The organism is Streptosporangium sp. NPDC001559 (assembly GCF_042893955.1).
Classification (GTDB): Bacteria; Actinomycetota; Actinomycetes; order Streptosporangiales; family Streptosporangiaceae; genus Streptosporangium.
Genome location: NZ_JBIAVG010000005.1, coordinates 186,985 through 208,035, shown reverse-complemented (window position 1 = coordinate 208,035; position 21,051 = coordinate 186,985). Strand labels below are relative to the sequence as shown.

General features: G+C 71.1%; 18 protein-coding genes and 1 CRISPR repeat array. Of the genes, 7 read left to right on the top strand and 11 right to left on the bottom strand.

From position 1 onward, the window contains the following. Positions 1 to 62 precede the first annotated feature (62 nt). From ACFYY8_RS13670 to ACFYY8_RS13645, 6 genes are all read right to left on the bottom strand, one after another. Entirely contained in the window at positions 63 to 1,520 is a 1,458-nt protein-coding gene (locus ACFYY8_RS13670) for a hypothetical protein (protein ID WP_390040465.1), read from the bottom strand. A gap of 1 nt (position 1,521) precedes the next feature. Further along, positions 1,522 to 2,799, bottom strand: coding sequence for an OmpA family protein (locus tag ACFYY8_RS13665; RefSeq protein WP_390040463.1), 1,278 nt, complete (start codon positions 2,797 to 2,799; stop codon positions 1,522 to 1,524). Further along, a complete protein-coding gene (locus tag ACFYY8_RS13660) occupies positions 2,796 to 3,686 on the bottom strand; it encodes a hypothetical protein (protein ID WP_390040461.1) in 891 nt (296 codons plus the stop codon). The genes ACFYY8_RS13665 and ACFYY8_RS13660 overlap by 4 nt, the downstream gene beginning before the upstream one ends. Then, entirely contained in the window at positions 3,683 to 5,860 is a 2,178-nt protein-coding gene (locus tag ACFYY8_RS13655) for a hypothetical protein (RefSeq protein WP_390040459.1), read from the bottom strand. The genes ACFYY8_RS13660 and ACFYY8_RS13655 overlap by 4 nt, the downstream gene beginning before the upstream one ends. Continuing rightward, the gene (locus ACFYY8_RS13650; protein WP_390040457.1) at positions 5,857 to 6,639 is read right to left on the bottom strand and encodes a hypothetical protein; all 783 of its coding nucleotides are present in this window, start codon (positions 6,637 to 6,639) and stop codon (positions 5,857 to 5,859) included. Before ACFYY8_RS13650 ends, ACFYY8_RS13655 begins: the two co-directional genes overlap by 4 nt. A gap of 143 nt (positions 6,640 to 6,782) precedes the next feature. Continuing rightward, on the bottom strand, positions 6,783 to 7,496 hold the full coding sequence (locus tag ACFYY8_RS13645; RefSeq protein WP_390040455.1) for a Crp/Fnr family transcriptional regulator: 714 nt from the start codon (positions 7,494 to 7,496) through the stop codon (positions 6,783 to 6,785). A gap of 194 nt (positions 7,497 to 7,690) precedes the next feature. Here ACFYY8_RS13645 and ACFYY8_RS13640 point away from each other — a divergent pair, with 194 nt between their 5' ends. Next, positions 7,691 to 8,164 carry a DUF1992 domain-containing protein gene (locus tag ACFYY8_RS13640; protein ID WP_390040453.1) on the top strand — a complete coding sequence of 158 codons (474 nt, stop codon included), beginning with the start codon at positions 7,691 to 7,693 and terminating at the stop codon, positions 8,162 to 8,164. A gap of 115 nt (positions 8,165 to 8,279) precedes the next feature. On the opposite strand, the gene ACFYY8_RS13635 is transcribed toward ACFYY8_RS13640, so the two are convergent. The 3 genes from ACFYY8_RS13635 to ACFYY8_RS13625 all read right to left on the bottom strand — a co-directional run bounded on the left by ACFYY8_RS13635 (position 8,280) and on the right by ACFYY8_RS13625 (position 11,229). After that, the gene (locus tag ACFYY8_RS13635) at positions 8,280 to 9,329 is read right to left on the bottom strand and encodes an aldo/keto reductase (protein ID WP_390040451.1); all 1,050 of its coding nucleotides are present in this window, start codon (positions 9,327 to 9,329) and stop codon (positions 8,280 to 8,282) included. An 82-nt stretch (positions 9,330 to 9,411) separates the two neighbouring features. Further along, the gene (locus ACFYY8_RS13630; RefSeq protein ID WP_390040449.1) at positions 9,412 to 10,080 is read right to left on the bottom strand and encodes a response regulator; all 669 of its coding nucleotides are present in this window, start codon (positions 10,078 to 10,080) and stop codon (positions 9,412 to 9,414) included. Positions 10,081 to 10,083: 3 nt separating this feature from the next. Then, on the bottom strand, positions 10,084 to 11,229 hold the full coding sequence (locus ACFYY8_RS13625) for a sensor histidine kinase (RefSeq protein ID WP_390040447.1): 1,146 nt from the start codon (positions 11,227 to 11,229) through the stop codon (positions 10,084 to 10,086). A gap of 139 nt (positions 11,230 to 11,368) precedes the next feature. On the opposite strand from ACFYY8_RS13625, the gene ACFYY8_RS13620 reads away from it, so the two are divergent. Beyond that, the gene (locus tag ACFYY8_RS13620) at positions 11,369 to 12,082 is read left to right on the top strand and encodes an ABC transporter ATP-binding protein (RefSeq protein WP_390040445.1); all 714 of its coding nucleotides are present in this window, start codon (positions 11,369 to 11,371) and stop codon (positions 12,080 to 12,082) included. Next, positions 12,079 to 12,810 carry an ABC transporter permease gene (locus ACFYY8_RS13615; RefSeq protein WP_390040443.1) on the top strand — a complete coding sequence of 244 codons (732 nt, stop codon included), beginning with the start codon at positions 12,079 to 12,081 and terminating at the stop codon, positions 12,808 to 12,810. The genes ACFYY8_RS13620 and ACFYY8_RS13615 overlap by 4 nt, the downstream gene beginning before the upstream one ends. Before the next feature lie 90 nt (positions 12,811 to 12,900). Here ACFYY8_RS13615 and ACFYY8_RS13610 read toward each other — a convergent pair whose 3' ends face one another. Both ACFYY8_RS13610 and ACFYY8_RS13605 read right to left on the bottom strand, forming a co-directional pair. Next, positions 12,901 to 13,416 (bottom strand): hypothetical protein, encoded by a 516-nt coding sequence (locus ACFYY8_RS13610; protein WP_390040441.1) that lies wholly within the window; start codon positions 13,414 to 13,416, stop codon positions 12,901 to 12,903. Between the two features lie 179 nt (positions 13,417 to 13,595). Continuing rightward, positions 13,596 to 14,369, bottom strand: coding sequence for a lytic polysaccharide monooxygenase (locus tag ACFYY8_RS13605; protein ID WP_390040439.1), 774 nt, complete (start codon positions 14,367 to 14,369; stop codon positions 13,596 to 13,598). A gap of 465 nt (positions 14,370 to 14,834) precedes the next feature. Here ACFYY8_RS13605 and ACFYY8_RS13600 point away from each other — a divergent pair, with 465 nt between their 5' ends. The 4 genes from ACFYY8_RS13600 (at position 14,835) to ACFYY8_RS13585 (ending at position 21,049) form a co-directional block, all read left to right on the top strand. After that, positions 14,835 to 15,401, top strand: coding sequence for an RNA polymerase sigma factor (locus ACFYY8_RS13600; protein WP_390040978.1), 567 nt, complete (start codon positions 14,835 to 14,837; stop codon positions 15,399 to 15,401). Beyond that, positions 15,394 to 16,293, top strand: coding sequence for a CU044_5270 family protein (locus ACFYY8_RS13595; protein ID WP_390040437.1), 900 nt, complete (start codon positions 15,394 to 15,396; stop codon positions 16,291 to 16,293). The genes ACFYY8_RS13600 and ACFYY8_RS13595 overlap by 8 nt, the downstream gene beginning before the upstream one ends. A 91-nt stretch (positions 16,294 to 16,384) precedes the next feature. After that, the gene (locus tag ACFYY8_RS13590) at positions 16,385 to 19,636 is read left to right on the top strand and encodes a S8 family serine peptidase (RefSeq protein ID WP_390040435.1); all 3,252 of its coding nucleotides are present in this window, start codon (positions 16,385 to 16,387) and stop codon (positions 19,634 to 19,636) included. Positions 19,637 to 19,892: 256 nt separating this feature from the next. Beyond that, a CRISPR array of direct repeats spans positions 19,893 to 20,226; the repeat unit is 28 nt; unit sequence GTGCTCCCCGCGCACGCGGGGATGGTCC. Positions 20,227 to 20,434: 208 nt separating this feature from the next. After that, positions 20,435 to 21,049, top strand: coding sequence for a hypothetical protein (locus ACFYY8_RS13585; protein ID WP_390040433.1), 615 nt, complete (start codon positions 20,435 to 20,437; stop codon positions 21,047 to 21,049). Positions 21,050 to 21,051 lie beyond the last annotated feature (2 nt).

Sequence of the window (21,051 nt, the reverse complement as noted above, 5' to 3'; positions counted from 1 at the left end):
GGACCGCCCGAGCCACCGGCCCGGTCCGCGGCCTGGCCTCCGCTCCCATCCGTCGCGAACGCCTACCCCTCACGTTCCCCCTCCCCCGTCTGGCCGGTCGAACCCATCCGGCCGGTCGAATCCGTCCAGCCGGTCGAATCCGTCCAGTCCGCCGATGCCGTACGGCCCGCCGGTGTCCCGCTCCACTGGGCCGTCAGCCGGCCGCGTACCTCGGCGAACTCCCGCTCCAGTTCCCCCGGCTCGTACCTGCGCAGGACCTCCTGCACCTCCCGCAGCGCGCCGTACTCCGGGACGGGGCCGGCCACCCCGGAGAGTTCGTCCCCGATCCACTCCGGCAACGGCGGCTCCCCCTCGGTCCCGCCGGAACCCCGGTCGGCCCTCCTGGAACCGGGGACGAACACGGGGGGCAGTTGCCCGGCCTTGCCGTGGAACCCCCGGGCGTAGGTGATGAACCGGTAGGCCTCGCCGTACCGTTCGATGACCCCGGCCACGAGGTCGTCGCGCGTGGCCCGCAGGTCGCTCCAGGCCGTGACGTGCAGGCGCAGCCTCCCGCCCGCGCGCCGTACCAGAGTCCGCTCCGACCTGCGGGCCCGCGCCAGGCGGCGCCGTACCTCGGACTCCCGGGTGACGTAGGGGTCGTGGGCGGCGACCTTCACCGCGATCGCGCAGAGCGACAGCGTCACGACCAGGACGGCCACGAAGTCCGCCGGGAGGGGCAACCTGCCGCCCGCGTTCACGTCCACCACCCGGAACAGCGCCCACAGGGTGGCGACCACGAGCAGCAGCGCGGGCAGGGCCAGGCGCAACGCCCACAGACCGAGGTTCGCGAACAGCCGTGCCGCCCCGCCCCTGCTCTCCCGGCGTTCCTCGTGGTCGCGTCTGGCCTGGTAGACGGCCTTGCCGAGGGTGGTCCCCGCGATGACCATGCCGAGTGTCAGCACGACCCCGGGAAGCAGGGTGATCACCTGCTCCAGGAGGGAGACCGCCCGGTTGCCGACGAGCCGCTGGAAGACTCCCTGGAAGTACCAGGTGTCGAAGGCCCCGGCCGCGACGATCGCCGGCCACGCGATCACCCGAAGCCACATCGGGGGCCGGACCTTCCTGTCCGCCATGGCGTCGTCGAGCCGTTCCCGTTCCCGTACGGCCCGCGTCAGCGCGCCCTCGTCGGCGAACGCCCTCAGCTCGCCCAGGGCGACCGTGGCCTCCCCATGGGTCTTGATGAGCCTGCGCCGCCCCAGCGCCATGGGGTCGAGGTGCCGGTGCAGATGCCGTACGGCACGGCCCTTGGCGGTCAGCAGCGCGTGCATCTCCACGCTGTCGAGCTGGTCGGGCTCCCGCTCGGGGGTGACGGCGAGGTAGCGGTCGAAGTTGCGCTGCCAGCAGTCGCAGCCGTGGTGGCACAGATGCACCTCACGGGTGTCCAGCGGGGGAGGCGCCGTCTCCTCCGACACGACACGGCCCTGGATGACCGTCTCGTCCCCGGAGTGGGAGTGAGCGCCGTTCGTGTAAGCGTCGTCCATGTCAGCCACGCACCCTGTAGACGATCTCGACGCGCCGGTTGCACGCCTTGGTGTCCCCCGCGCTCGGTGAGGGGCAGTTCCCCGCGATCTCTCCCCGCCCCTCGGTGCGGACGCCGCGCAGGCCCGCCTGTCGCAGGACGTCGCCGACGGCTCGTGCCCTGCGCCGGGAGAGGTCCTCGTTGTAGGTGGTGCCGCCCCGGTCGTCGGCGTATCCCGCCACCCTGACCGACTCGGGCGCCTGCCCGGCCAGTTCGTCGGCGAACCGTGTGAGCAGTTCCCGCCCGCTCGCGTGGAGCACCGCGGACCCGGTCGGGAAGAGCAGGTCCTCCGGGAGGACCTTCTTCACGAACGGGTCGGGGGCCCGTTCCGTGGAGGAGAAGGCGATGACCGGGTCGGCGACGCTCACGGAAACGCCCGGGGCCCCCTGGGCGGGGTCCGTGGGGCGACCGTCGGCGATCCGGCACGGGTGGGCGCCCGTCGCGGCGCACAGCCCGCTCCACAGGCTGGTCAGCCACTTCCTGTGGCTCTGCCGTGGCTGCGGCCTGCCCGCTCCCGGGTGGCCGAGCCATGGCATCTCCACCCGCCAGCCCCGCAGGTCCGGCACGGCCCGCTGCCCCTGGCAGGCCCGGACGATCCTGCCGACGATGGTGAGGTCCCGCATGGCGGTCCGTTCCAGGGAGGCGCACCCCTGTGTCGACAGGCCGTCGGTGGCCACCACGAGCCGGTGTTCGGCGTCCGGCGCGGTCGCCGGGGCGCGGTCGACGTCGAGCGCCCCGAGGACGGCGCTGCCCGGTTCGCGGGGCGGGGAGGTCGCGGCGCGGCCGACGGCGTCCCTGAGGCAGTCGCCCACGTTGAGCGCGTAGGAGGAGCGGTAGCCGTCCGCCGTGGCGGTGAGGTGGGGCAGCAGGAGGTCGCCGACGACCCATTCGACCGACCCCTCCCCGTCGAACGCGCCGATCCTGATCCTCGCCGGGGTGGGGAGGCGGGTGTTCGGGAACGTGACGGCGTCGCCGACGGCCGTGCCCTCGCCGCCGAAGACGGCCCGGTACCAGTCCCACGCCCTGCCCTGCCCGTCACGGGCCGAGGCGCTGCGGTCCACGAGGAGAACGAGGTCCAGCCGGGTCTGGGCGGCGTCGGCGGCCTGCTCGCCGAGCCACCGGCACGCCTGGCCCGCCGTTCCCCCGCCCGGCACCTGGGCCGTCTGGCCGAGCAGGCCGCCGACCGAGCATCCCGTGACGGCCGTCATCGTCATGACCGCGAGCAGGTGACGCGCCTTCATCGCTCCTCCAGCCAGGGCAGGTCGGAGGCGGGGGGCGGGACGGGCACGCCAAGCCGTTCCAGGGCGATCCGCAGCACGCCGTCGCTGGCCGCGACGAGGTCGAACACGTCCACGCTCTGCTGGGCGGCGACGACCTGTTTGACGACGTCCAGGAAGCTCTGCGCGTCCTGCCTGCGCTCCTCGACCATCGTCGTCATGACCCCGGCGACCTCCCTGGGGCTCTCGGCGAGCCGTACGGCGAAGCGCGCGGTCCAGTCCTCCATGCCCTCCGTGAGGAAGTCCCGCCAGGCGTCGCGGGCCTGTGTCATGTTGGCCCTGATCATCTCGTCGATCTCCGCCTTCGCCTGGATCTCCAGGAGCACCCGGCCGAGCTGTTTGCGCAGTTCACGAACCTCCTCGGTGAGGCCGACCTTGGCCTTGACGGTCGCGGTGATCGTCACGTCGTCGCACTGGTGCGGCGGGCGGGCGAACTCGACCGTGAGGGCCTCGTTGACCGCCTCCTCCGCCTCGCCGGGCAGATACGGTTCGAACCGGCGGGCGACGCGCCGTATGACCTCCTCCGCGCGCTCGTGGATCTTCGGCCGTTCGGCGGCGATGTCGGCCTTGAGCCCCGTCGTGGTGCGGCCGTCACCCGAGGTCACACACCAGGCGACCGTGACGACGGCCTGGAAGGAGAAGGCGTCCCCACGGGCGGGGACGGTGAGTTCCAGCGGGGCGTCCCGTTCGTGCAGGCCCTGCTCGTCGTAGACGGAGTGCGGCGCGGGCGGGGGCTGGAAGAACCGGCGCACCGAGCCGATCGGGCCGTCCTCCCCGTCCTTCCAGGGGTGGGCGATGCCGGCGGTCGCGCGGCGGGGGAGCCTTCTGAGGAGCCGGTGCACGAATCTCATGAGTCTTCCGTCCTTTTCATGTGGTGGTCCAGGCGGTGGTAGAGGGGGATGTCGACGATCCGCCGCAGGTACCAGTGGCGCAGGTGGAAGCGGAGCGGCCCGCGCAGGTGGTGGTGTCCGGCCGCCTCGAAGACGGCCTCGACGACCGGCCGCACTCCGGGCGTCGTGCCCCAGTTGGCGACCCACTCGGCGAAGACATCCCAGGCGGCGCGGATCGGACTACCGGTGACGCCCGTCGGCCTCCGGGCGAACAGCCCGCATCTGAGGGCGTTTCCCCACAGGGTGACGAGGTGTTCCCGTGCCCAGCCGCGTTCCTCGCCGGTGAACTCCGTGAGCAGCAGCCTGCAGGTGTCGTTCTCCACCCCTGAGGCCAGCCGGGTCAGGGCGAGCGCGGCCGTACGGCGCAGCCCTGGGTGGCCGCCGACGGCCCACTCCGCCAGCTCGGAGAGGATCTTGGACGCCGTCCCGGGGCCGTAGATCTCCATGAGTGTCCGCGAGACGGCGTCCTGGGTCGTGGGGCGCGAGGAGCGCAGCGCGATCTGCCTGAGGGCGGGCAGCGCCCGGTCGATCTGTTCGACGCCGACGCCGAGGCCGTACGCCCTGGCGACGATGGCCTGCTTCGCCGCGCTTCCCGCGGCCCACTCACGCAGCCGGTCGAGCAGCCGGGGCACGACGTGCGGGGACAGCAGTGCCGCCTCGATGGCCCAGGCCGCGAGCCAGTGGTCGCGGGTCCTGCCGGAGACGCTCCAGCGGCGCAGGAACTCACCGTCGATGACGTCGAAGTCGTAGGTGGCGAGCCTGCCGATGGCGTGGGCGGCCTTGATGCGGACCGCCTGGTCGGGATGTTCGCACAGCCGTCCCAGCCAGGCGAGCAGGGCCTCCCTGATCGTCGGGTGCTCCTGCCAGGCGACTTCGAGCACGACGGAGGCCATGGAGGAACGGCTCAGGCGGATCCGGCTGCCCTGGCCGTGCTCGTCCGGCACCTGGGACGCCTGGGCGTAGCTCACCCACTCCGACAGCGCGTCCCACGACTCGGGATCGACGAGCACGTGGTCGGGGTCGGCGAGGATCTCGGTGAGCCGGAGTGCCGCCCGCGTGATCGTCACCGAGGGCAGCTCGTTCAGCACGGCCACTCCGAGCAGGAAGCAGCGCCGCCGTACGTCGTGCTCGGGGGAGAGCAGGGCGCAGACCTGGGCACGCAGCCTGCGCGGTTGCCCCGCGAGCGCGTTGTCGAGCCCGCCGCCCCCGCGCAGGGCCTCCGCGACGTCCTTGGCGAGCTGTACGGCGTCGGCGAGGGCGCAGCCCTCCTTCAGGTGCTCCCGGACGCCGTCGTGAGCGGTGACGTCCACCGGGGCGACGCCGTCCAGCTCCCAGGACAGCCACCGTTCGAAGACCTGGTCGGGGAGGGGGGCGTCGTGGTCCACGGCCGACACGACACCGGGGAACCCCTGGTCGACGAGGACCACGATCCTGGCGTTCCGCACGGCGGCGACGGCGGCGAGGTGCTGGAAGAGGCCGTCCGCCGACGCGCGTGTCCACGTCCTGCCCGTGACGTCCAGGACGTAGCCGCCCGTCTCGTCGAGTTCCTCCCCGGTCAGGTCCAGCGGGTTGACGGAGTCGCGCACCCATCCGACGGGCGCCCCCTCCGTACGGCGGAACCCGAGCAGCGCCATCCAGCCGGTGTCCCTGCGGCCGCTGCCCCGCCCGCCCCGCAGCGCGACGACCGGCTCGTCGCGCAACAGTTCGGCCAGACGCCCGCACGAGACGGTCCTGACGTACACCCGGTCGAGGAGTTCCCGCTGGCTCGGCGCGAGGTGGACGACGCCCCCGCGCCCCTCCTCCCCCTTGCCGCCGAAGAAGATCCGGTCGGCGTGGTAGATGTTTCCCGACCTGACCCGGTAGGCGCTCCCGGCGACCGCGTCGCGCCCGGCGCGCGGGCCGTCGCCGTAGAGGTCACGCAGGTTGGCCTCGCGCAGGTGCCGTTCCTCGTCCTCGGCGGCCATGCGCTCGCGCAGGGGAAGGTCGAGCTCGCCGTCCTCGTCCTCGATCTCCCTGGAGGTCTCAGCGCGTGCCTTCTCCGCCGGGGGTTCCTTGCCGGCCTTGGCGGGCTCGGGCTTCGCGGGCTCCTCCGGTGGCCTGTCGCCCGGCTCCTGGGGCGTGGGCTCGGCGCTCATCGTCCACCGTGTCCCGCGTCGAAGCGCATGTCGCCCTGGGACCGGTAGATGTTGCCGTTCTTGACGCGGTGCTGGTCGCCCATGATGACGTCACGCGCGGCGCCGAAGGGCTTCGTCGGGCGCGGACCTTCCGCACCCCGCGCGGGGACCGGGTCGTCGTCGGCGGGCGGGTCGAAGGCGTCCAGTTCCCGCAGCTCGTGGACGTCGGCGTTCGGCAGGTAGAGATAGGCCAGGAAACGCTGTCTCTTGACCTGGACCGTCACGGGACGGAACCGCACAGGGCGGGGGTGACCGTACCCCTGGGACAGGTAGTCGTCGAAGACCCGGTCGGAGACGATCAGGGCGAGGTCGGCGGCCGGGCACACCCGCATGGCCGCACAGGCCGCGGGCGCGTTGACCAGCCGGTTCACCTGTACGGCGTGCGGCCCCGGCACACCCATGGGCCCGGCGGGGAGCACGGGCCCCACGTGCAGGGCGACGCGCAGCCGTACCCGGGTCCAGTTGTCGCCGTACTGCCTGCGGTTGTACACGGCGAGGGCGACGTCGAGCTCACGCACGAAGGCGTCGGCCAGGTCGAGCACGGAGGCGGGCTCGGTCAGCACCGAGAACTCCCCGTCGCCGGACACCTGTCGCGACCAGCGCGGGCGTTCGAGCCTGGCCTCCCGGGCGGCGGTGTCGAGGAGATCCGCCAGGGTCGTCTGCAGGACGGCCTGTTCACCGGCGTTGCGTGAGCCGTAGTCCTCGATGTCGCCGGAAATCATCGCCCGATATTCAGGCATGACGGCTTCCGTCATCCGCTTCCCCTTTGTCAGATCGGCGTGTCCCTTTTCGGGAGCACGGCCAACGATGACGCCGGAAGCGCGAAAGGAAGCCCTACAAATATGGTTTCGGAGAAATATCCGATGTCACCCGGAAACGATCATCAACTCACTTCGCTCAGCTCCGCGTACGTCATGAGGGAATGACGGTCGAGAATGACGACCCTGCGGTGGCCGACCCTGACGAGACCCCGGTCCGCCAGGCCCCGCAGCGCCTTGTGGACGGAGATCTCCTTGGCCCCGATGAGCGCGCCGAGCTCGGACTGCGACAGCCGTACGCCGATGTCCACCCCCTCGGCGCTCTCGCGGCCGTGCAGGCGGGCGAGATCGACGAGCACCCGGGCCAGGCACACGCCGACGCCGTAGCCGGTGAAGTCGAGCCTGCGCCTGTTCGCCCAGCGCAGCCGGTCGCTCAGCATCGAGTTGAGCACCAGCCCGGCGGAGGGGTGTTCGGCGAGATAGCCCAGGAAGGGGCGCTTACCGATGCGGATGACCATCGAACGCGCGCACGTCGTCACGGTCGCCGAACGGCTCGCCCCGTCGAGGACGGCCATCTCCCCGACAAGATCACCACCGATTCTGATGCCGAGAAGGGCCACGATCCCGTTCTCGACCGTGGCGGTGACCGTCACCAGCGCGTCGATCAGGAGGACCACGTGGTCACCGGGAGCTCCCTGGGCGAGCAGAACCTCCCCGGGCGGGCAGACCCTGGGTCTGCCCAGGCTGAGCAGCGAACGGCGATCCGCCTCCGCCAGCCGTGCAAGAAATGTCCCTTTAGGCCATGAACGGTCGGGACGACCGGACGGCTCGGAAACCATTGGCTCTCCGTGGGCGCCGACAAAGTACGGTCAACGCCAACCTAACACTCTCTTTCCGGTGACCCTCCGCACATGGTCGACATCGGGAAAATCCGTTTCCCGGATCTTGGACTCCAACTTGACCTCGGATCGGGGGTGGAACATCTGCCTGGTTATCCTCGGAAAAGAACACCGGCCGCGATACGGAGGTGCCCATGACGGAGCGCAAACCCCTCGGCGTCAGCTTCGAGACGTGGATCGACCGGCAGATCCGCGAGGCCACCGAACGCGGCGAGTTCGACAACCTGCCCGGCGCCGGCAAGCCCCTCCCCGGCGGGGGCAAGCAGGACGACGAGATGTGGTGGATCAAGCGGAAGATGCAGGAGGAGAACCTCTCCTTCCCACTGCCGGGGACGCTCGCGCTGCGCAAGGACGCCGAGGACTCCAGGGCGGCGGCGGTGGGCGCGCGCACCGAGGCCGAGGCCCGGAGGATCATCGACGAGCTCAACGCCCGCATCCGCGTCGCCCACGGCAAACCCCTGTCGGGGCCGCCGGTCTTCCAGCCGACCCTCGACGTCGAGGAGGTCCTCGCCGAGTGGCGCGAACGCCATCCCGCCGAGGACCCTCCCGCCTCCTCCGAACCCCCGACCCGGAGGAGACGCTCCTTCTTCCGCCGCGGGAAGGGCTGAGCCTCCCGTCGCGGGAGACTTCCCCCGCGGGAAGGGCTGGGCCTCCCGTCGCGGGAGACTTCCCCCGCGGGAAGGGCTGGGCCTCCCGTCGCGGAACGGATCAGGACGGGACGGATCAGACCGCGGCGCGGTCGTCCGCCGTACGGCGGCGCAGCGCCACGTCGGTCAGCGCGGGCGGCTGCCAGGCCCCGTCCGGGTGGTAGACGTCGGTGCCGGGCGGCACGATCTCGTCGATCCGGTCGAGGGTCGCGTCGTCGAGGACGAGCGAGGCCCCCTTCAGCGTCGCGTCGAGCTGGGCGGGGGTCCGCGGCCCGATGATCACGGAGGTGACGGCCGGGTGCGCGGCGGGGAAGGCGACGGCCAGCTCGGGCAGCGTGCAGCCGAGTCCGTCGGCGACCTCGACGAGCCGCTCGACGACGTCGAGCTTGGCCGCGGTCAACGGCAGCGCGGGGTCGAAACGCGCGGGCGCCAGGGCGGCACGGCCCGTGGTGAGGTCGATGTCCTGCCCCTTGCGGTACTTGCCGCTCAGGAAGCCCCAGGCCAGCGGGCTCCAGGTGAGCGCCCCCATGCCCAGCCGCCTGCAGGTCGGCAGCACCGATCGCTCCGCGCCCCTGGCCAGCAGCGAGTACGGCGGCTGCTCGGTCCTGAAGCGCATCAGCCCCCGGCGTTCGGCGACGTGGTAGGCCTCGACGACCTCCTCGGCGGGGAAGGACGAGCAGCCGAAGGCGCGGATCTTGCCCTGCCGTACGAGATCGCTCAGGACGGAGAGGGTCTCCTCGATGTCGGTCCTGTGGTCGGGGCGGTGGACCTGGTAGAGGTCGATCCAGTCGGTCCTCAGCCGCCGGAGGCTCTCCTCCACCTCCTTGACGATCCAGCGCCGGGAGTTGCCGCTCCGGTTGGGGCCCTCACCCATCGGGAAGTGGACCTTGGTCGCGAGGACGACCTCGTCGCGGCGGCCGAGCAGCGCCTTGCCGACGATCTCCTCCGACTCGCCCGCCGAGTACATGTCGGCGGTGTCGACGAAGTTGACGCCCTGGTCGAGCGCGGTGTGGATCATCCGGACGCACTCGTCATGGTCGGGGTTTCCCACCGCGCCGAACATCATGGTGCCCAGACAGTGGACGCTCACCTCGATGCCGGTGCCGCCGAGAACGCGGTAGCGCACGGTCGTGCTCCTTCGATGGTCGCCTTCGGTGACCGGCACTCTAGGTGCTGGAGTTCACTCCAGGGCAAGCCACGTCCCAAGGTCACAGCAGCCCGGCGTCACGGACCTTCATCGCGACCTGGACGCGGTTCTCCGCCCCGAGCTTGGCGAAGATCCGGGTGACGTTCGCCTTGACGGTCGCCACGCTCATGTGGAGGCGTTCGCCGATCTCGGTGTTCGAGCCACCCCTCGCCACCTCGACCGCCACCTCACGCTCACGCTCGGTGAGCCTGTCCAGCTCCCGCCGCGCCCCCGCGTCATACGGCCCGTGCGGCCCCTGCGCGCCGTACGGCCCGCCGGTCGCGGCGGCGATCACCTGGTGGGTGACGCTCGGCGAGAGCACCACCTCGCCCCGGGCGGCGGCGCGGACCGCCTCGACCATCCGGGGCGGCGGCGTGTCCTTCAGCAGGAAGCCCGTGGCGCCGAGCCGCAACGCCCGCAACACCATGTCGTCGGCGTCGAAGGTGGTGAGCACGACGATCCTGGGGGCGTCCGGTTCGGACAGCAGCAGCTCGGTCGTGGTCAGCCCGTCCTGCTCGGGCATCCGGATGTCCATCAGCACGACGTCGGGTTCGAGGTCGCGGATCACGGCCATGGCCCGCAGGCCGTCCCCGGCCTCCCCGACGATCTCCAGGTCGGACTCGCCGCCGAGGATGAGCCGCAGCCCGGTGCGCACCATCGGGTCGTCGTCCACGATCACCAGCCGGATCACGGGTCAAGCCTCCCACGGAAGACGGACATCAAGGACAAAGCGTCCCTTTCGTACGGCGTGGTCGAGCGTGCCCCCGGCCATCCTGGTCCGTTCGGCCAGGCCGACCAGACCGTACCCCCCATGCCCCCCGCCGGGGCTCGCGGGCGTCCCCCACGAAACCGGGTTGCTCACCCGGATGCGCAGCCCCTTGCCCGGCCTGCCGTCCAGCTCGGCCGCCACCTCACTGCCCGGCGCGTGCTTGCGCGCGTTGGTCAGGGCCTCCTGGACGATGCGGTAGGCGTGGCGGCCGGTCTGCGTCGGCAGCGACTCGCGGTCCTCGACGGTGTCGGCGACCTCGACCCGTTGCCCGGCCGCGCGCACCTCATCGAACAACGCCCCCATGTGCTCAAGGCCCGGCTGCGGCGCCTCAAGCGCGCCGTCCCTCCTGAGCGTGCCGAGTACGGCCCGCAGCTCGTTGAGCGACCGGTGGGCGTTCTCCTGGATCGCCAGCGCGATCTCCCGGGTCTCCTCGGGGCCCAGGTCCTTGCGGTAGGCCAGGCCCCCGGCGAGCATCGACAGCAGCGACATCCGGTGGGCCAGGACGTCGTGCATCTCCTGGGCGATCTTCGCCCGCTCCGCCAGCTTGGTCTGCTCGATCTGCTGCAGTCGTTCGCGTTCGGCGGCCAGCGCGGCCTCCCGCCGGGAGGCTTCCAGGTCGCGAAGTCCCCGGAGGTACAGTCCGAAGAGGGTCAGGCCGGCCAGGATCACGGTCCCGGTGATCTGGCTGATGACGGCCGCCTGGGTGAGGCCGTACCGGGTGGTGTTGACCAGCAGGAACAGCCACGACGCGACCGCGATCGGCAGCGTCCAGCGCCACCTGCGGTGCGTGACCAGGGAGACGTAGGCGACCTGGGCCGGGCCGGTCGCGGTGACGGAGAAGCTGGTCAGCAGGGCCGTGGCCAGCGCGGTCTGCCACGGCAGGCGGCAGCGCCAGCGCATCAGGACCAGCCCCACCACCCCGAGCGGGATGTCGACCAGCATGGGGACCACCCGGTCCGGCGAACGCGACGCCGCCGTGACCAGGATGACGCCGTAGAACAGCATGGGCAGCACCGCGCACAGATAGCGCAGGGCCTCGCCCCGCCGGTCCAGTGGTGTGTTCTCCCGCACGCCACCAGCCTAGGAAACGCCGCCCTGTGCCCCCAGCGACCTGGGTCCACACCCTGACGTCCGAAGGCGATACCTGGGTCGGTAGCCCCCTCGCCCCGGGGCCGATGACCGGCGGCACCGGATCCGGTGGACTTGACGCATGATCGAGTTCAGTCATGTAAGCAAGGTCTACCGAGGGGTCCGGGCGCTCGACGACGTGTCCTTCACGGTCGAACCCGGCGGCGTCACCGGGTTCCTCGGGCCGAACGGCGCGGGCAAGTCCACGGCCCTGCGCGTCCTGGTCGGTCTCTCCCGCCCCACCTCCGGCTCCGCCACCGTGTACGGCCTGCCGTACGGCGGGCTGGGCAACCCCGGGACCCGGGTCGGGGTGCTGCTCGACGCGGGCGCCCTGCATCCGGGCCGCAGCGGGCGGGAGGTGCTGAGGCTCGGCGCGACGACGCTCGGCCTGCCGGAGTCGCGGGTCGGGGAGATCCTCGACCTGGTCGGGCTCACCGGCCAGGAGGCGCGGCGCCCGGTCGGCGGCTACTCGCTGGGGATGCGGCAGCGGCTCGGCATCGGCCACGCGCTCCTCGGCCGCCCCGGGACGCTCGTCCTGGACGAACCCGCCAACGGCCTCGACCCGCAGGGCATCCGGTGGCTGCGCGACCTGCTGCGCCACCTGGCCGACTCCGGCTGCGCGGTACTGCTCAGCTCACACCTGATCCACGAGGTGGAGCAGATCGCCGACCACGTCGTGATGATCGGCCGGGGCCGGGTCCTCGCCCAGGGGTCGGTCGACGGGCTCGGCGGCGGCCGTTCGCTCGAAGAAGTCTTCCTGAACCTCACCTCCGACACGGACCGGAGCGCGGCGTGACCTCGATCCCCTTCCACAGACTGCTGCTCGTCGAGACCCGCAAGATCTTCGACACCCGGAGCGGGAAGATCCTGACGGCGGTCCTGGTCGCGCTGACGATCGCCTCCGTCGTCGGGCGCGGCGTCGTCGCCGGTCCCCGGCTGTTCACCCTGACCGGCACGGCCGGGATCGGGTTCGGCATCCTGCTGCCCGTGCTCGCCGTACTGTCGGTGACCGGCGAGTGGAGCCACCGGACCGCCCTGACCACGTTCGCCCTCGAGCCCCGCCGGGCGCGGGTACTGGCCGCCAAGTTCCTGCCGCCGCTGGCCGTCGCCGTGGTGGCCACGGTGTTCGCGCTGCTCGTGGCGGTGCCGGCCACGGCCGTCGTCGCCGCCGTCCAGCACGTCCCGGCCGACTGGACCGTCCCTCCCCTGGCCCTGCCCGGCATGGCCGCGACGTTCGTCCTGCTGACCGCGATGGGCTCCGCCTTCGGCGTGCTGTCCCTGAACGCCCCCGTCGCGATCGTGGTCTGCCTGACCAACACGATGCTGTGGAGCGTCGTCAGCAGACTCGGCGAGACCGGCCGTGTCCTCGCGGAGTGGTTCGACCTGGGCAACACGACCGGCCCCCTGGCGACCGGCACCATGACGGGCGGCGACGCCGTACGGCTGGCCACGTCGATCCTGCTGTGGATCGCCCTCCCGGCGGCCCTGGGCACGATCCGCGTGTCCCGCACCGAGATCCGCTGACGGAATCGGTTGAAGTCGAGGCCGAGTTGGCGGGGATCAGGGACCGGGTGGCCCGTGCCGTACTGACCGGCGAGCTCTGAACCGGGTAGGTCAGAGGCCGGGGTCGTTCTGCTGGGCCTCGGCGAGGGCGACGAGGAGGCCGTCGGCGGCGCCGCGGAACATGCGGTGCAGGTCGCGGACGTTGTCGACGATGACGACGCTGTCGAGCAGGTCGGCGCGGAGCCTGGCGGCCCTGACGTCACCGGCACCGTCCGGGTCGAAGGCGGTCGCGGCGAGGAAAAGGCCGCCGACCCCGGAGGCCACGGCGGCGTCGCGGGCGGCCGTGCCGTCGATGGCGGAGATGTCGTCGGGGACCCCGGGCAGGATGGGGCGGCCGTCGCGGAGCATGAGGGTGAGCGGGCGGATCGGGAAGTCCTCGGTGGCGATGCCCTCGGGAACGAAGGGCTCACCGGTGAGACAGCGGGTGCGGTTGTCGGGGTAACCCCAGGGCTTGCCTCTGGCCTGATCGGCGAGGCCCGCACGGGTGAACAGGCCGCCCTCGGCGTCCAGCACGAGGTCGCCGGGCTGCCAGCGCTCGCCCTCGTAGGGATGGTGCTCGTCGCTCACACCCGGCACGTTACCCCCCACCACCGACAAACAGCCCGAACGAAGAGCTCCGGCCACCGTACGGCCCGGCCGACGGTTCCAGGTCGTGGTTCCGGATGGCGGTCTTCGTGGGAAAAGGGGAGAGCCCGCGCCCCGGTGAAGGGGGCGCGGGCTCTCAGTGACGTACTGGCGTCACCGGATCACTGGCGCTGCCAGAGGGCCGGGACGTTCGGCGGCTCCCAGCCGGGGAGCGCGGTGTGCTGCTGGAGGCAGCGGTAGGTGGTGCCGTTGTAGATCGCCAGAGCGCCCGACGTGTAGACGGTGCCGGCGGCCCACGGGCTGGCCGGGCCCTGGGTGGGCGTGACGGTCGGGGTCACGGTCGGCGTGACCGTGGGGGTCACGGTGGGGGTCGCGGTCGGCGTGACGGTCGGGGTCACGGTGGGGGTCGGCGACGGGTCGGGGCCACCACCGACGTTGACGTCGACGCAGTTGTAGAAGGCCATCGCGGTGTCGGCGATGTTCCAGATGGCGTAGATCTTCTGGCGGCCGCTGTAGCTACCGAGGTTCACCACGTGCGAGACCGTGGAGCCGGGAACCCTGCCACGGTCGTTGAACTCCGCGACGCGGGTGTTGCCGACGTAGTACTGCCACGTGCTGGTGGCGTGACGGGCCTCGATCCGCCAGTTGAACGTGACGCTGCTGCCGACGTTGGTGACCGGCCACGCCTTGCTGTCGTCGTCCAGCGGGGACCAGCGGCTGTCACCACCGCTGCAGTTGTGCTGACCCTTCGGGCCTTCGACGCTCGCGGGCTCCCAGATGATCGGGCCACAGTTGGAGACCTTGCCCTGAGCGCACAGGGCCTGCCTGCTGGGAGGAGAGGTGATGTAACCGTGCGCCGACGCGGGCGTGGCGGTCAGCAACACCGTGGCGAACGCGATGACCGTCGCTGATGCGACTGAGATCGTTCTGCGCATGTTGATTCCTTCGCTGGGGGGAAATCCAAATATAAAGGAAACTTTACTAACAGTAAATATCCTTCCAACTGGGATTCCACCCAAACGGTCAACGCACCCCAAGTCCTCAGGAAAGGGTCACCCGTCCTCTTCGGGGAGAGCCGGAGGCGGTCGTTCCCCCCTCCGCCAGGCCGTCCTGCGGGCCGAGGGCACGGCGGCGCCACAGGACGTGCCCGCGCGTGCGTTCCCTGCCACTCGCAGAAGTGCGGCGCGCACCCGGTCCGCAGCGGACCGCGAACCGCACCCGTGCTCTCACCGGCCGTGCCGACCCTCGCGGTGCCGTGCGCGGGGCCATGACGACGTGGCGGCTTTCTGCCATACGGGACGCGTTTCCGCCCTGCGGGAAGATGATCTGGCTTTGCGGCGAAGAGAGGGTGAAAGCACCCACCGACCGAAAGGCAGGCTCATGTCGGAGACAAGAGCTTGATCACCGAAGCGGATGAGCTGACCGACGCCGAACTCGTCGCCCACTACCGGCGGGATCCCGACCTGTTCACCGTCGTTCACGACCGCTACCACCGTGACGTCTACCTGTACGTCGCCGGGCGGCTGGACACGCAGATCGCCGAGGACATCACCGCCGAGACGTTCCTGGTGGCCTTCGACCGGCGTGACCGTTTCGACCCGGAACTCGGGGAGTTGCGGCCCTGGCTCTTCGGCATCGCCACCAACCTGATCGCCAGGCACAGGCGCAAGGAGACACGGCACTACAGGGCGCTGGCCCGCCTCGGACCGGACCCCGACGTGGAGGGGCACGAGAACCGGGTCGTCACCTCCGTCACCGCCCAGCGCATGCAGCCGCATCTGGCCAGGGCACTCGCCGCGCTCTCCGGGGGCGAGCGCGACGTCCTGCTCCTGGTGGCGCTCGGCCAGCTCGGCTACGAGGAGGTGGCCCAGGCGCTCGGCATCGCCGTCGGCACCGTGGGGTCCCGGCTCAGCCGGGCACGCGTGAAGATCCTCACCCTCATCGACAAGGAGAAGGCCCGTGGATGACCTGGACGACATCGCCGCCCTGCTCACCAAGCCCGAACCGTCCCGCGAAGTCCTCCTGCGCAGCCGGGGACGACTCCAGGATCGGATCGACGGCCGCACCCGGAACCGCCGCCGCGTCAACTGGCTCGTGCCCTCGGTCGCCCTGGCGGCCGCGGTCACCGCGGCCGTCGCCGTGATCACGGTGGACTCGACCCCGCCCGCCGTACCCACCGCGCCCACCACGACCGCCTCGACCGCCGTCTCGGTCGGCGATATCTCCGGCAAGGAGATTCTGCTCATGGCGGCCGTCAGCGCGGAACGCGCGCCCCAGACGACCGGGACCTACTGGCACGTCACGTCCACCTTCCTGAACTCGGACATACCTCCGATAGAGAGCTGGACCAGACGTGACGGCCAACGCTGGACCAGAGCCATGCCGGGAGACCCCGCCGACACCGTCCTGCAGGGCAGGAACCCGCTCTCCCTCAAGGGCGCGGACATCAGCCTCGACGACCTCGCAGGGCTGCCGACCGATCCCGAGGCGTTGAAGACCTGGATCGTCCAGCGTCAGGGAAACCCCGACGACATGAGCCTGTCCGAGCAGCGAGACGAACCGCTCTTCCCCCTGATCACGCTCATCTCCGAGCTGCCGACGCCCCCCGAGGTCCGCGCCGCGGCGTTCAAGGCGCTCGCCACGACACCGGAGGTCAGGAGCACGGGCGCGGTCGAGGGCGGCCAGGCACTGGCCATCCCCGATCCCGACGACCACAGCTGGGAGATCAAGATGGTCGTCGACCCCGAGACCGCCCAGGTGAAGCGCACCAACTTCCTTCTCGGCGGAGACGGAAGCGTGACCTGGTCCAAGGACTCCATCGCGTTGGCCACCGAGTGGACGGACGAGCTTCCCAAGTAAGGACGTTCCGCGTTCGCCCACGGTGACCCGGAAGGGCTCGCGGGGGCGTGACCTTGGGCGAACGCATCCCCCCTCAACCCCTAGGAAGACCATGATCTTCGGCAAACCGTTCCTCGCCGTCGCTCTCGCGGCGACGGCCCTGGGCGTCACCCCGACACCTCCCTCCCAACCGGCCCAACCGGCTGGCGGGGTCACCCTGATCACCGGGGACCGCGTCGTCGTCACCGGCCGTGGACACCGGATCACCCCCGGCCCCGGCCGTACGGAGGTCGTCTTCGCGAGCCGGACGCGGGACGGACACCTGCACGTGATCCCCTCCGACGCCCAGCCCCTGATCGCCAAGGGCGTGCTCGACCCCCGGCTGTTCGACGTCACCCAACTGCTCCAGTGGCGGTACGGCGACGCCGACACCCCCGACATCCCACTGATCACCCGGTCGGAGAACGGCCCGGCCCCCGCCCTCGGGAGCGCGCGGGGTCTGCGGCGGCTCGACGGCCTCGGCATGACAGCCTTCCACCTGCCCAAGAACGGCGCGGCCCAGGCGTGGAAGGACCTGGCGGGCGGCCGTACCCTGGCGCCGGACACCACCAAGGTCTGGCTGGACGGCCGCCGGTCCTTCAGCCTCGACCGGAGCACCGCGCAGATCGGCGCCCCCGAGGCGTGGAAGCAGGGGCTGACCGGTGAGGGCGTCACGGTCGCCGTGCTCGACTCCGGCTACGACCCCGACCATCCGGACCTGAAGGGCGTGGTGACCCAGGAGCGCAACTTCAGCGAAGACCCCGACATCCGCGACACCCTTGGCCACGGCACCCACGTCGCCTCGACCGTCGCGGGCAACGGGGAGAAGTACCGGGGGGTGGCCCCCGGCGCCCGGCTGGCCATCGGGAAGGTCGGCGGCGAGCGGGGCCCCTCGGACTCCGCCGTCCTGGCGGGCATGGAATGGGCCGCCCGCGAGGTCAAGGCCAAGGTCGTCAACATGAGCCTGGGCTACACCGACCAGCCGGGGACCGACCTCGTGGAAGAGGCGGTGAACACGCTGTCCGCGGAGACCGGCACCCTGTTCGTCGTCGCCGCGGGCAACGACGGCGGCAAGATACCGGTGAGCAGCCCCGCCAGCGCCGACGCCGCCCTCGCGGTCGGTGCCGTCGGCAGGCGGGACCAGGTGGCCTACTTCTCCAGCCTCGGCCCCCGGATCGGCGACCACGCCGTCAAGCCGGACCTCACCGCACCGGGTACGGACATCGTCGCGGCGGCCGCCCAGGGCACCGCCGACGGCCCCCACGTCGCCATGAGCGGCACCTCCATGGCCTCACCGCACGTGGCCGGGGCCGCGGCCATCCTCGCCCAGCGGCACCCCGACTGGACCGGGCAGCGGCTCAAGGCCGCCCTGGTCGGCAGCGCCCGTCCCACGTCCGGCGCCACGCCGTACCAGCAGGGCACCGGGCGGGTGGACGTGGTCCGCGCGCTGAGGCAGCAGGTCACGGCCCAGTCCGAGGGCACCTGGGCCGCCTTCCCCTGGAAGGGGCCCGACGGGCGGGAGAAGACCGGGACCGTCACCTACACCAACGGGGGCGAAACCCCGGTCAGCCTCGACCTGACCGTGGAGGGGGACGTGCTCCGGCTCGGCACCCGGCGCCTCGACGTGCCCGCCGGAGGACAGACGTCGGTCACGGTCACCGTCGACGCGGCGGGCAAGGCCCCAGGGGAGCACGTGGGGACGGTCACCGCCACCTCCGGCGACACCGTGGTCCGCACCTTCGCCGGCGCGTACGTCGAACCCGAGTCCTACGACGTCACCGTCAACGCCCTCGACAGGAAGGGGCAGCCGGTCGACCCCTGGATAGGCGAGATCTACGACGCGAAGTCGGGCAAGGTCATGGGCCTGACGTTCCAGAACGGCACGGCCACCGTACGGCTCGCCAAGGGCGACTGGAACCTCTTCACCGAGACAGCGGAAAAGGTCGACGGTGAACACTCCTTCACCACCGCCGTCTCCCCATTCAAGGTCGACGGTGAGGACCTCCGCCTGACGACGGACTCTCGCCAGGGCAGAGCAGCCGGGGCCACCCTCGATGACCCGACCGCCGAACGCCAACGTGGCTTCGACCTCGGACTGGTCCACGGTGCGTGGAGCTCAACGGCTTTCACGAGCGCTGACGTCGGTTCCCAGCGCTTCGTCCCGGTTCGTCTGGCGGGCCTGACCTACGACCTGCACACCACATGGCTGAGCAAGGACGTCACACCCAGCCCCTACGTCTACGACCTGGTGGACCACCGCACCGACGGCCTCCCCGACAACCCCGTCTACGACGCCAGGAAGCGGGACCTCGCGAAGATCACCACGACCTACCGCGCCTCGGGGACCGCGACCACCGGGGCGCCGATGTCCGGGCGTTCCTCCGACGAATTCCCTGGCATGTTCCTGAGCGTGCCCGTCGGAGACATCCCTCTTCCCGGAACACTCGTGCACTACCGGACCCCCGGGGTGACCTACGAGGACGGCCTGCAGGTCGGTGGCTCCATCGTCTTCGGCGCGGGCAGGCTCGCCAGGCGCGGACAGACCAGCGAGACCGTGAACGCCGCCGTCACGGGTCCGTCGTTCCTGCTGCCGAACGGCAGCCGCACCGGCGACGAGCTGCTCTTCACCGGGACGGGGATGCTCGCCGACGGCGGCCAGGAGAGAACCGGCTCCGACAGCGCCGCAACCGGCACCGCCACCCTCACGAGGGACGGAAAGACGCTGGCCACGGCCGACCTCGTCGGCTGCGACGTCTACGACATGCGGACCTGCGAACTCCGCGCCGCCCTCCCCGCAGGGCCGGGGACCTACACGCTGACCGCGTCAACGCGCAGGCAGGTGCCGTACTCGACGCTGTCCACCGCCGTCGAGTCCGCCTGGACGTTCCGCTCGGCGACCACGGCCAAGGAGCGGCCGCTCCCCCTGACCGCCGTCCGGTACGGCCCGGCGGGCCTGGACTCCTTCAACCGCGCCAAGCCCGGCAGCCTGACCCGCCTCCCCCTCTGGCTCGACCACAACCCCGGCTCCTCACCGTCGGCCGGGCCTTCCTCGGACTCCTCGGCTGCGCCTTCCTCTGATTCTTCGGGCGGGTCTTCGGCCGGGACTTCGGGGTGGTCGTCGAGCCGGACCTCGATCCGGTTGGAGATGTCGGCCGACGACGGAGCGCACTGGCGTCGAATCCCGGTCGTCCGTACCGGCTCCGGCTGGACCAGCATGGTGCCGAACCCGCGTACGCCCGGTTTCGTCTCCCTCCGCGCGACCGTGACCGACCCTTCGGGCACCGACCTGACCCAGACGATCACCCGCGCCTACGCCATCGGCTGACCCAACACCCCGAACCCCTCAGGCCCGGTCACCCCGAACCCGGGCCTAAGGCCTTTTCATCCGTACGGCCCGCGTTGATCCCACAGGCTGTGGACACCCACTCCACGAATCGCGAAGCCACCCTAAAGCCCGGTCGGCCACTACCCTGGCTACCGGCGTTCACCTCTCCCCAAGAGACACCATGCCCGAAATGTCCAACTCAACAGAAGTAATGAATTTCAGCCCTCCCCGCCGATAAACCCCCAGGTCACCAAGGGTGCTCCCCGCGCACGCGAGGATGGTCCAGGTCGGGATCGTGGTGGACGACGCGGTAGCCGAGTGCTCCCCGCGCACGCGGGGATGGTCCCATCAGGATCTTTCGCGCATCTCGACCACAACCGTGCTCCCCGCGCACGCGGGGATGGTCCCTGCTCGGGTACAGACGGCTTTGAGACGTACCGGTGCTCCCCGCGCACGCGGGGATGGTCCCGGCTTCCTGTGGACGGGCGGCCGTCTGGTTCGGTGCTCCCCGCGCACGCGGGGATGGTCCTCCGCCGGCGGATTGCCGGTCTCGGTGAGGGCCGTGCTCCCCGCGCACGCGGGGATGGTCCCCTCCGAAGGGGGCGGCGCGACGAGCCGATGAGAGCCCTCGGGTGACGGCGCTCGGTCGGCAAGACCGGTGGGGCCCCCTCTCAGGAGCCTGTCCGATCCGGCGGATCCCTCCTGAGAGGGAGGTGGGAGTTCGCTCGTCACGGCGATGTCCACAAAGTCGTGAAAAACCAGGATTAAGGAGGTCAGCACCACTAAGGAGTCAACGAGATGAACCCCCGTATCGCCTTCGTCGCCGCCCCCGTCCTCACCTTCACCTACGGCGTGTTCCGCATCCTGGACGGCCTGGACGGCGTCCGTGGCCCCGGCATCGCCTGGACGACCGGGCACCTGGCCTTCGTCGGCGCCCTGGTGTTCTTCGCCATGGCGTTCCACGAGATGCGAAGACTGGCCGGTCGCGGACCCCTGGCCACCGGGCTGGCCTCCGCCGGATATGTCGGCATCGCCACACTGATCGCCCAGTTCTCCATCGACATCGTCCTGGGGTTCCAGGCAGCCGACCACGCCGAGATGGGCATGCTGTTCGACCAGGTCCAGGCGGTTCCCGGCGTTCAGCAGGTGGTTTACGACTTCGGTCCGCTGCTGTTCTTCGTCGCCCAGATCGGCCTGGTCCTGCAGCTCGCGGCCCGGCGCCACGTCAAGGCGTGGACGCCCGTCCTGGTGATCGCCGACGTGCTGGTGCCGTTCGTGGAGAAGGACCTCATGCCGCTGGGCGCCGCCTGCCTGCTGGTCTCCTTCATGGCGCTGGCCCGGGTGTCCCGTGAGTCCCGTCTGGCCGACGGCCGGCACCGTGTGGTCGAGCCCGCCGTACCGGCTTCTGTGTGACG

Excerpts from the sequence above, each read along its gene's own strand:
- ACFYY8_RS13650 (WP_390040457.1), bottom strand. The coding sequence starts at position 6,639 with ATGCCTGAATATCGGGCGATGATTTCCGGCGACATCGAGGACTACGGC.
- ACFYY8_RS13640 (WP_390040453.1), top strand. The coding sequence starts at position 7,691 with ATGACGGAGCGCAAACCCCTCGGCGTCAGCTTCGAGACGTGGATCGAC.
- ACFYY8_RS13645 (WP_390040455.1), bottom strand. The coding sequence starts at position 7,496 with ATGGTTTCCGAGCCGTCCGGTCGTCCCGACCGTTCATGGCCTAAAGGG.
- ACFYY8_RS13620 (WP_390040445.1), top strand. The coding sequence starts at position 11,369 with ATGATCGAGTTCAGTCATGTAAGCAAGGTCTACCGAGGGGTCCGGGCG.
- ACFYY8_RS13655 (WP_390040459.1), bottom strand. The coding sequence starts at position 5,860 with ATGAGCGCCGAGCCCACGCCCCAGGAGCCGGGCGACAGGCCACCGGAG.
- ACFYY8_RS13585 (WP_390040433.1), top strand. The coding sequence starts at position 20,435 with ATGAACCCCCGTATCGCCTTCGTCGCCGCCCCCGTCCTCACCTTCACC.
- ACFYY8_RS13605 (WP_390040439.1), bottom strand. The coding sequence starts at position 14,369 with ATGCGCAGAACGATCTCAGTCGCATCAGCGACGGTCATCGCGTTCGCC.
- ACFYY8_RS13590 (WP_390040435.1), top strand. The coding sequence starts at position 16,385 with ATGATCTTCGGCAAACCGTTCCTCGCCGTCGCTCTCGCGGCGACGGCC.
- ACFYY8_RS13670 (WP_390040465.1), bottom strand. The coding sequence starts at position 1,520 with ATGGACGACGCTTACACGAACGGCGCTCACTCCCACTCCGGGGACGAG.
- ACFYY8_RS13660 (WP_390040461.1), bottom strand. The coding sequence starts at position 3,686 with ATGAGATTCGTGCACCGGCTCCTCAGAAGGCTCCCCCGCCGCGCGACC.
- ACFYY8_RS13665 (WP_390040463.1), bottom strand. The coding sequence starts at position 2,799 with ATGAAGGCGCGTCACCTGCTCGCGGTCATGACGATGACGGCCGTCACG.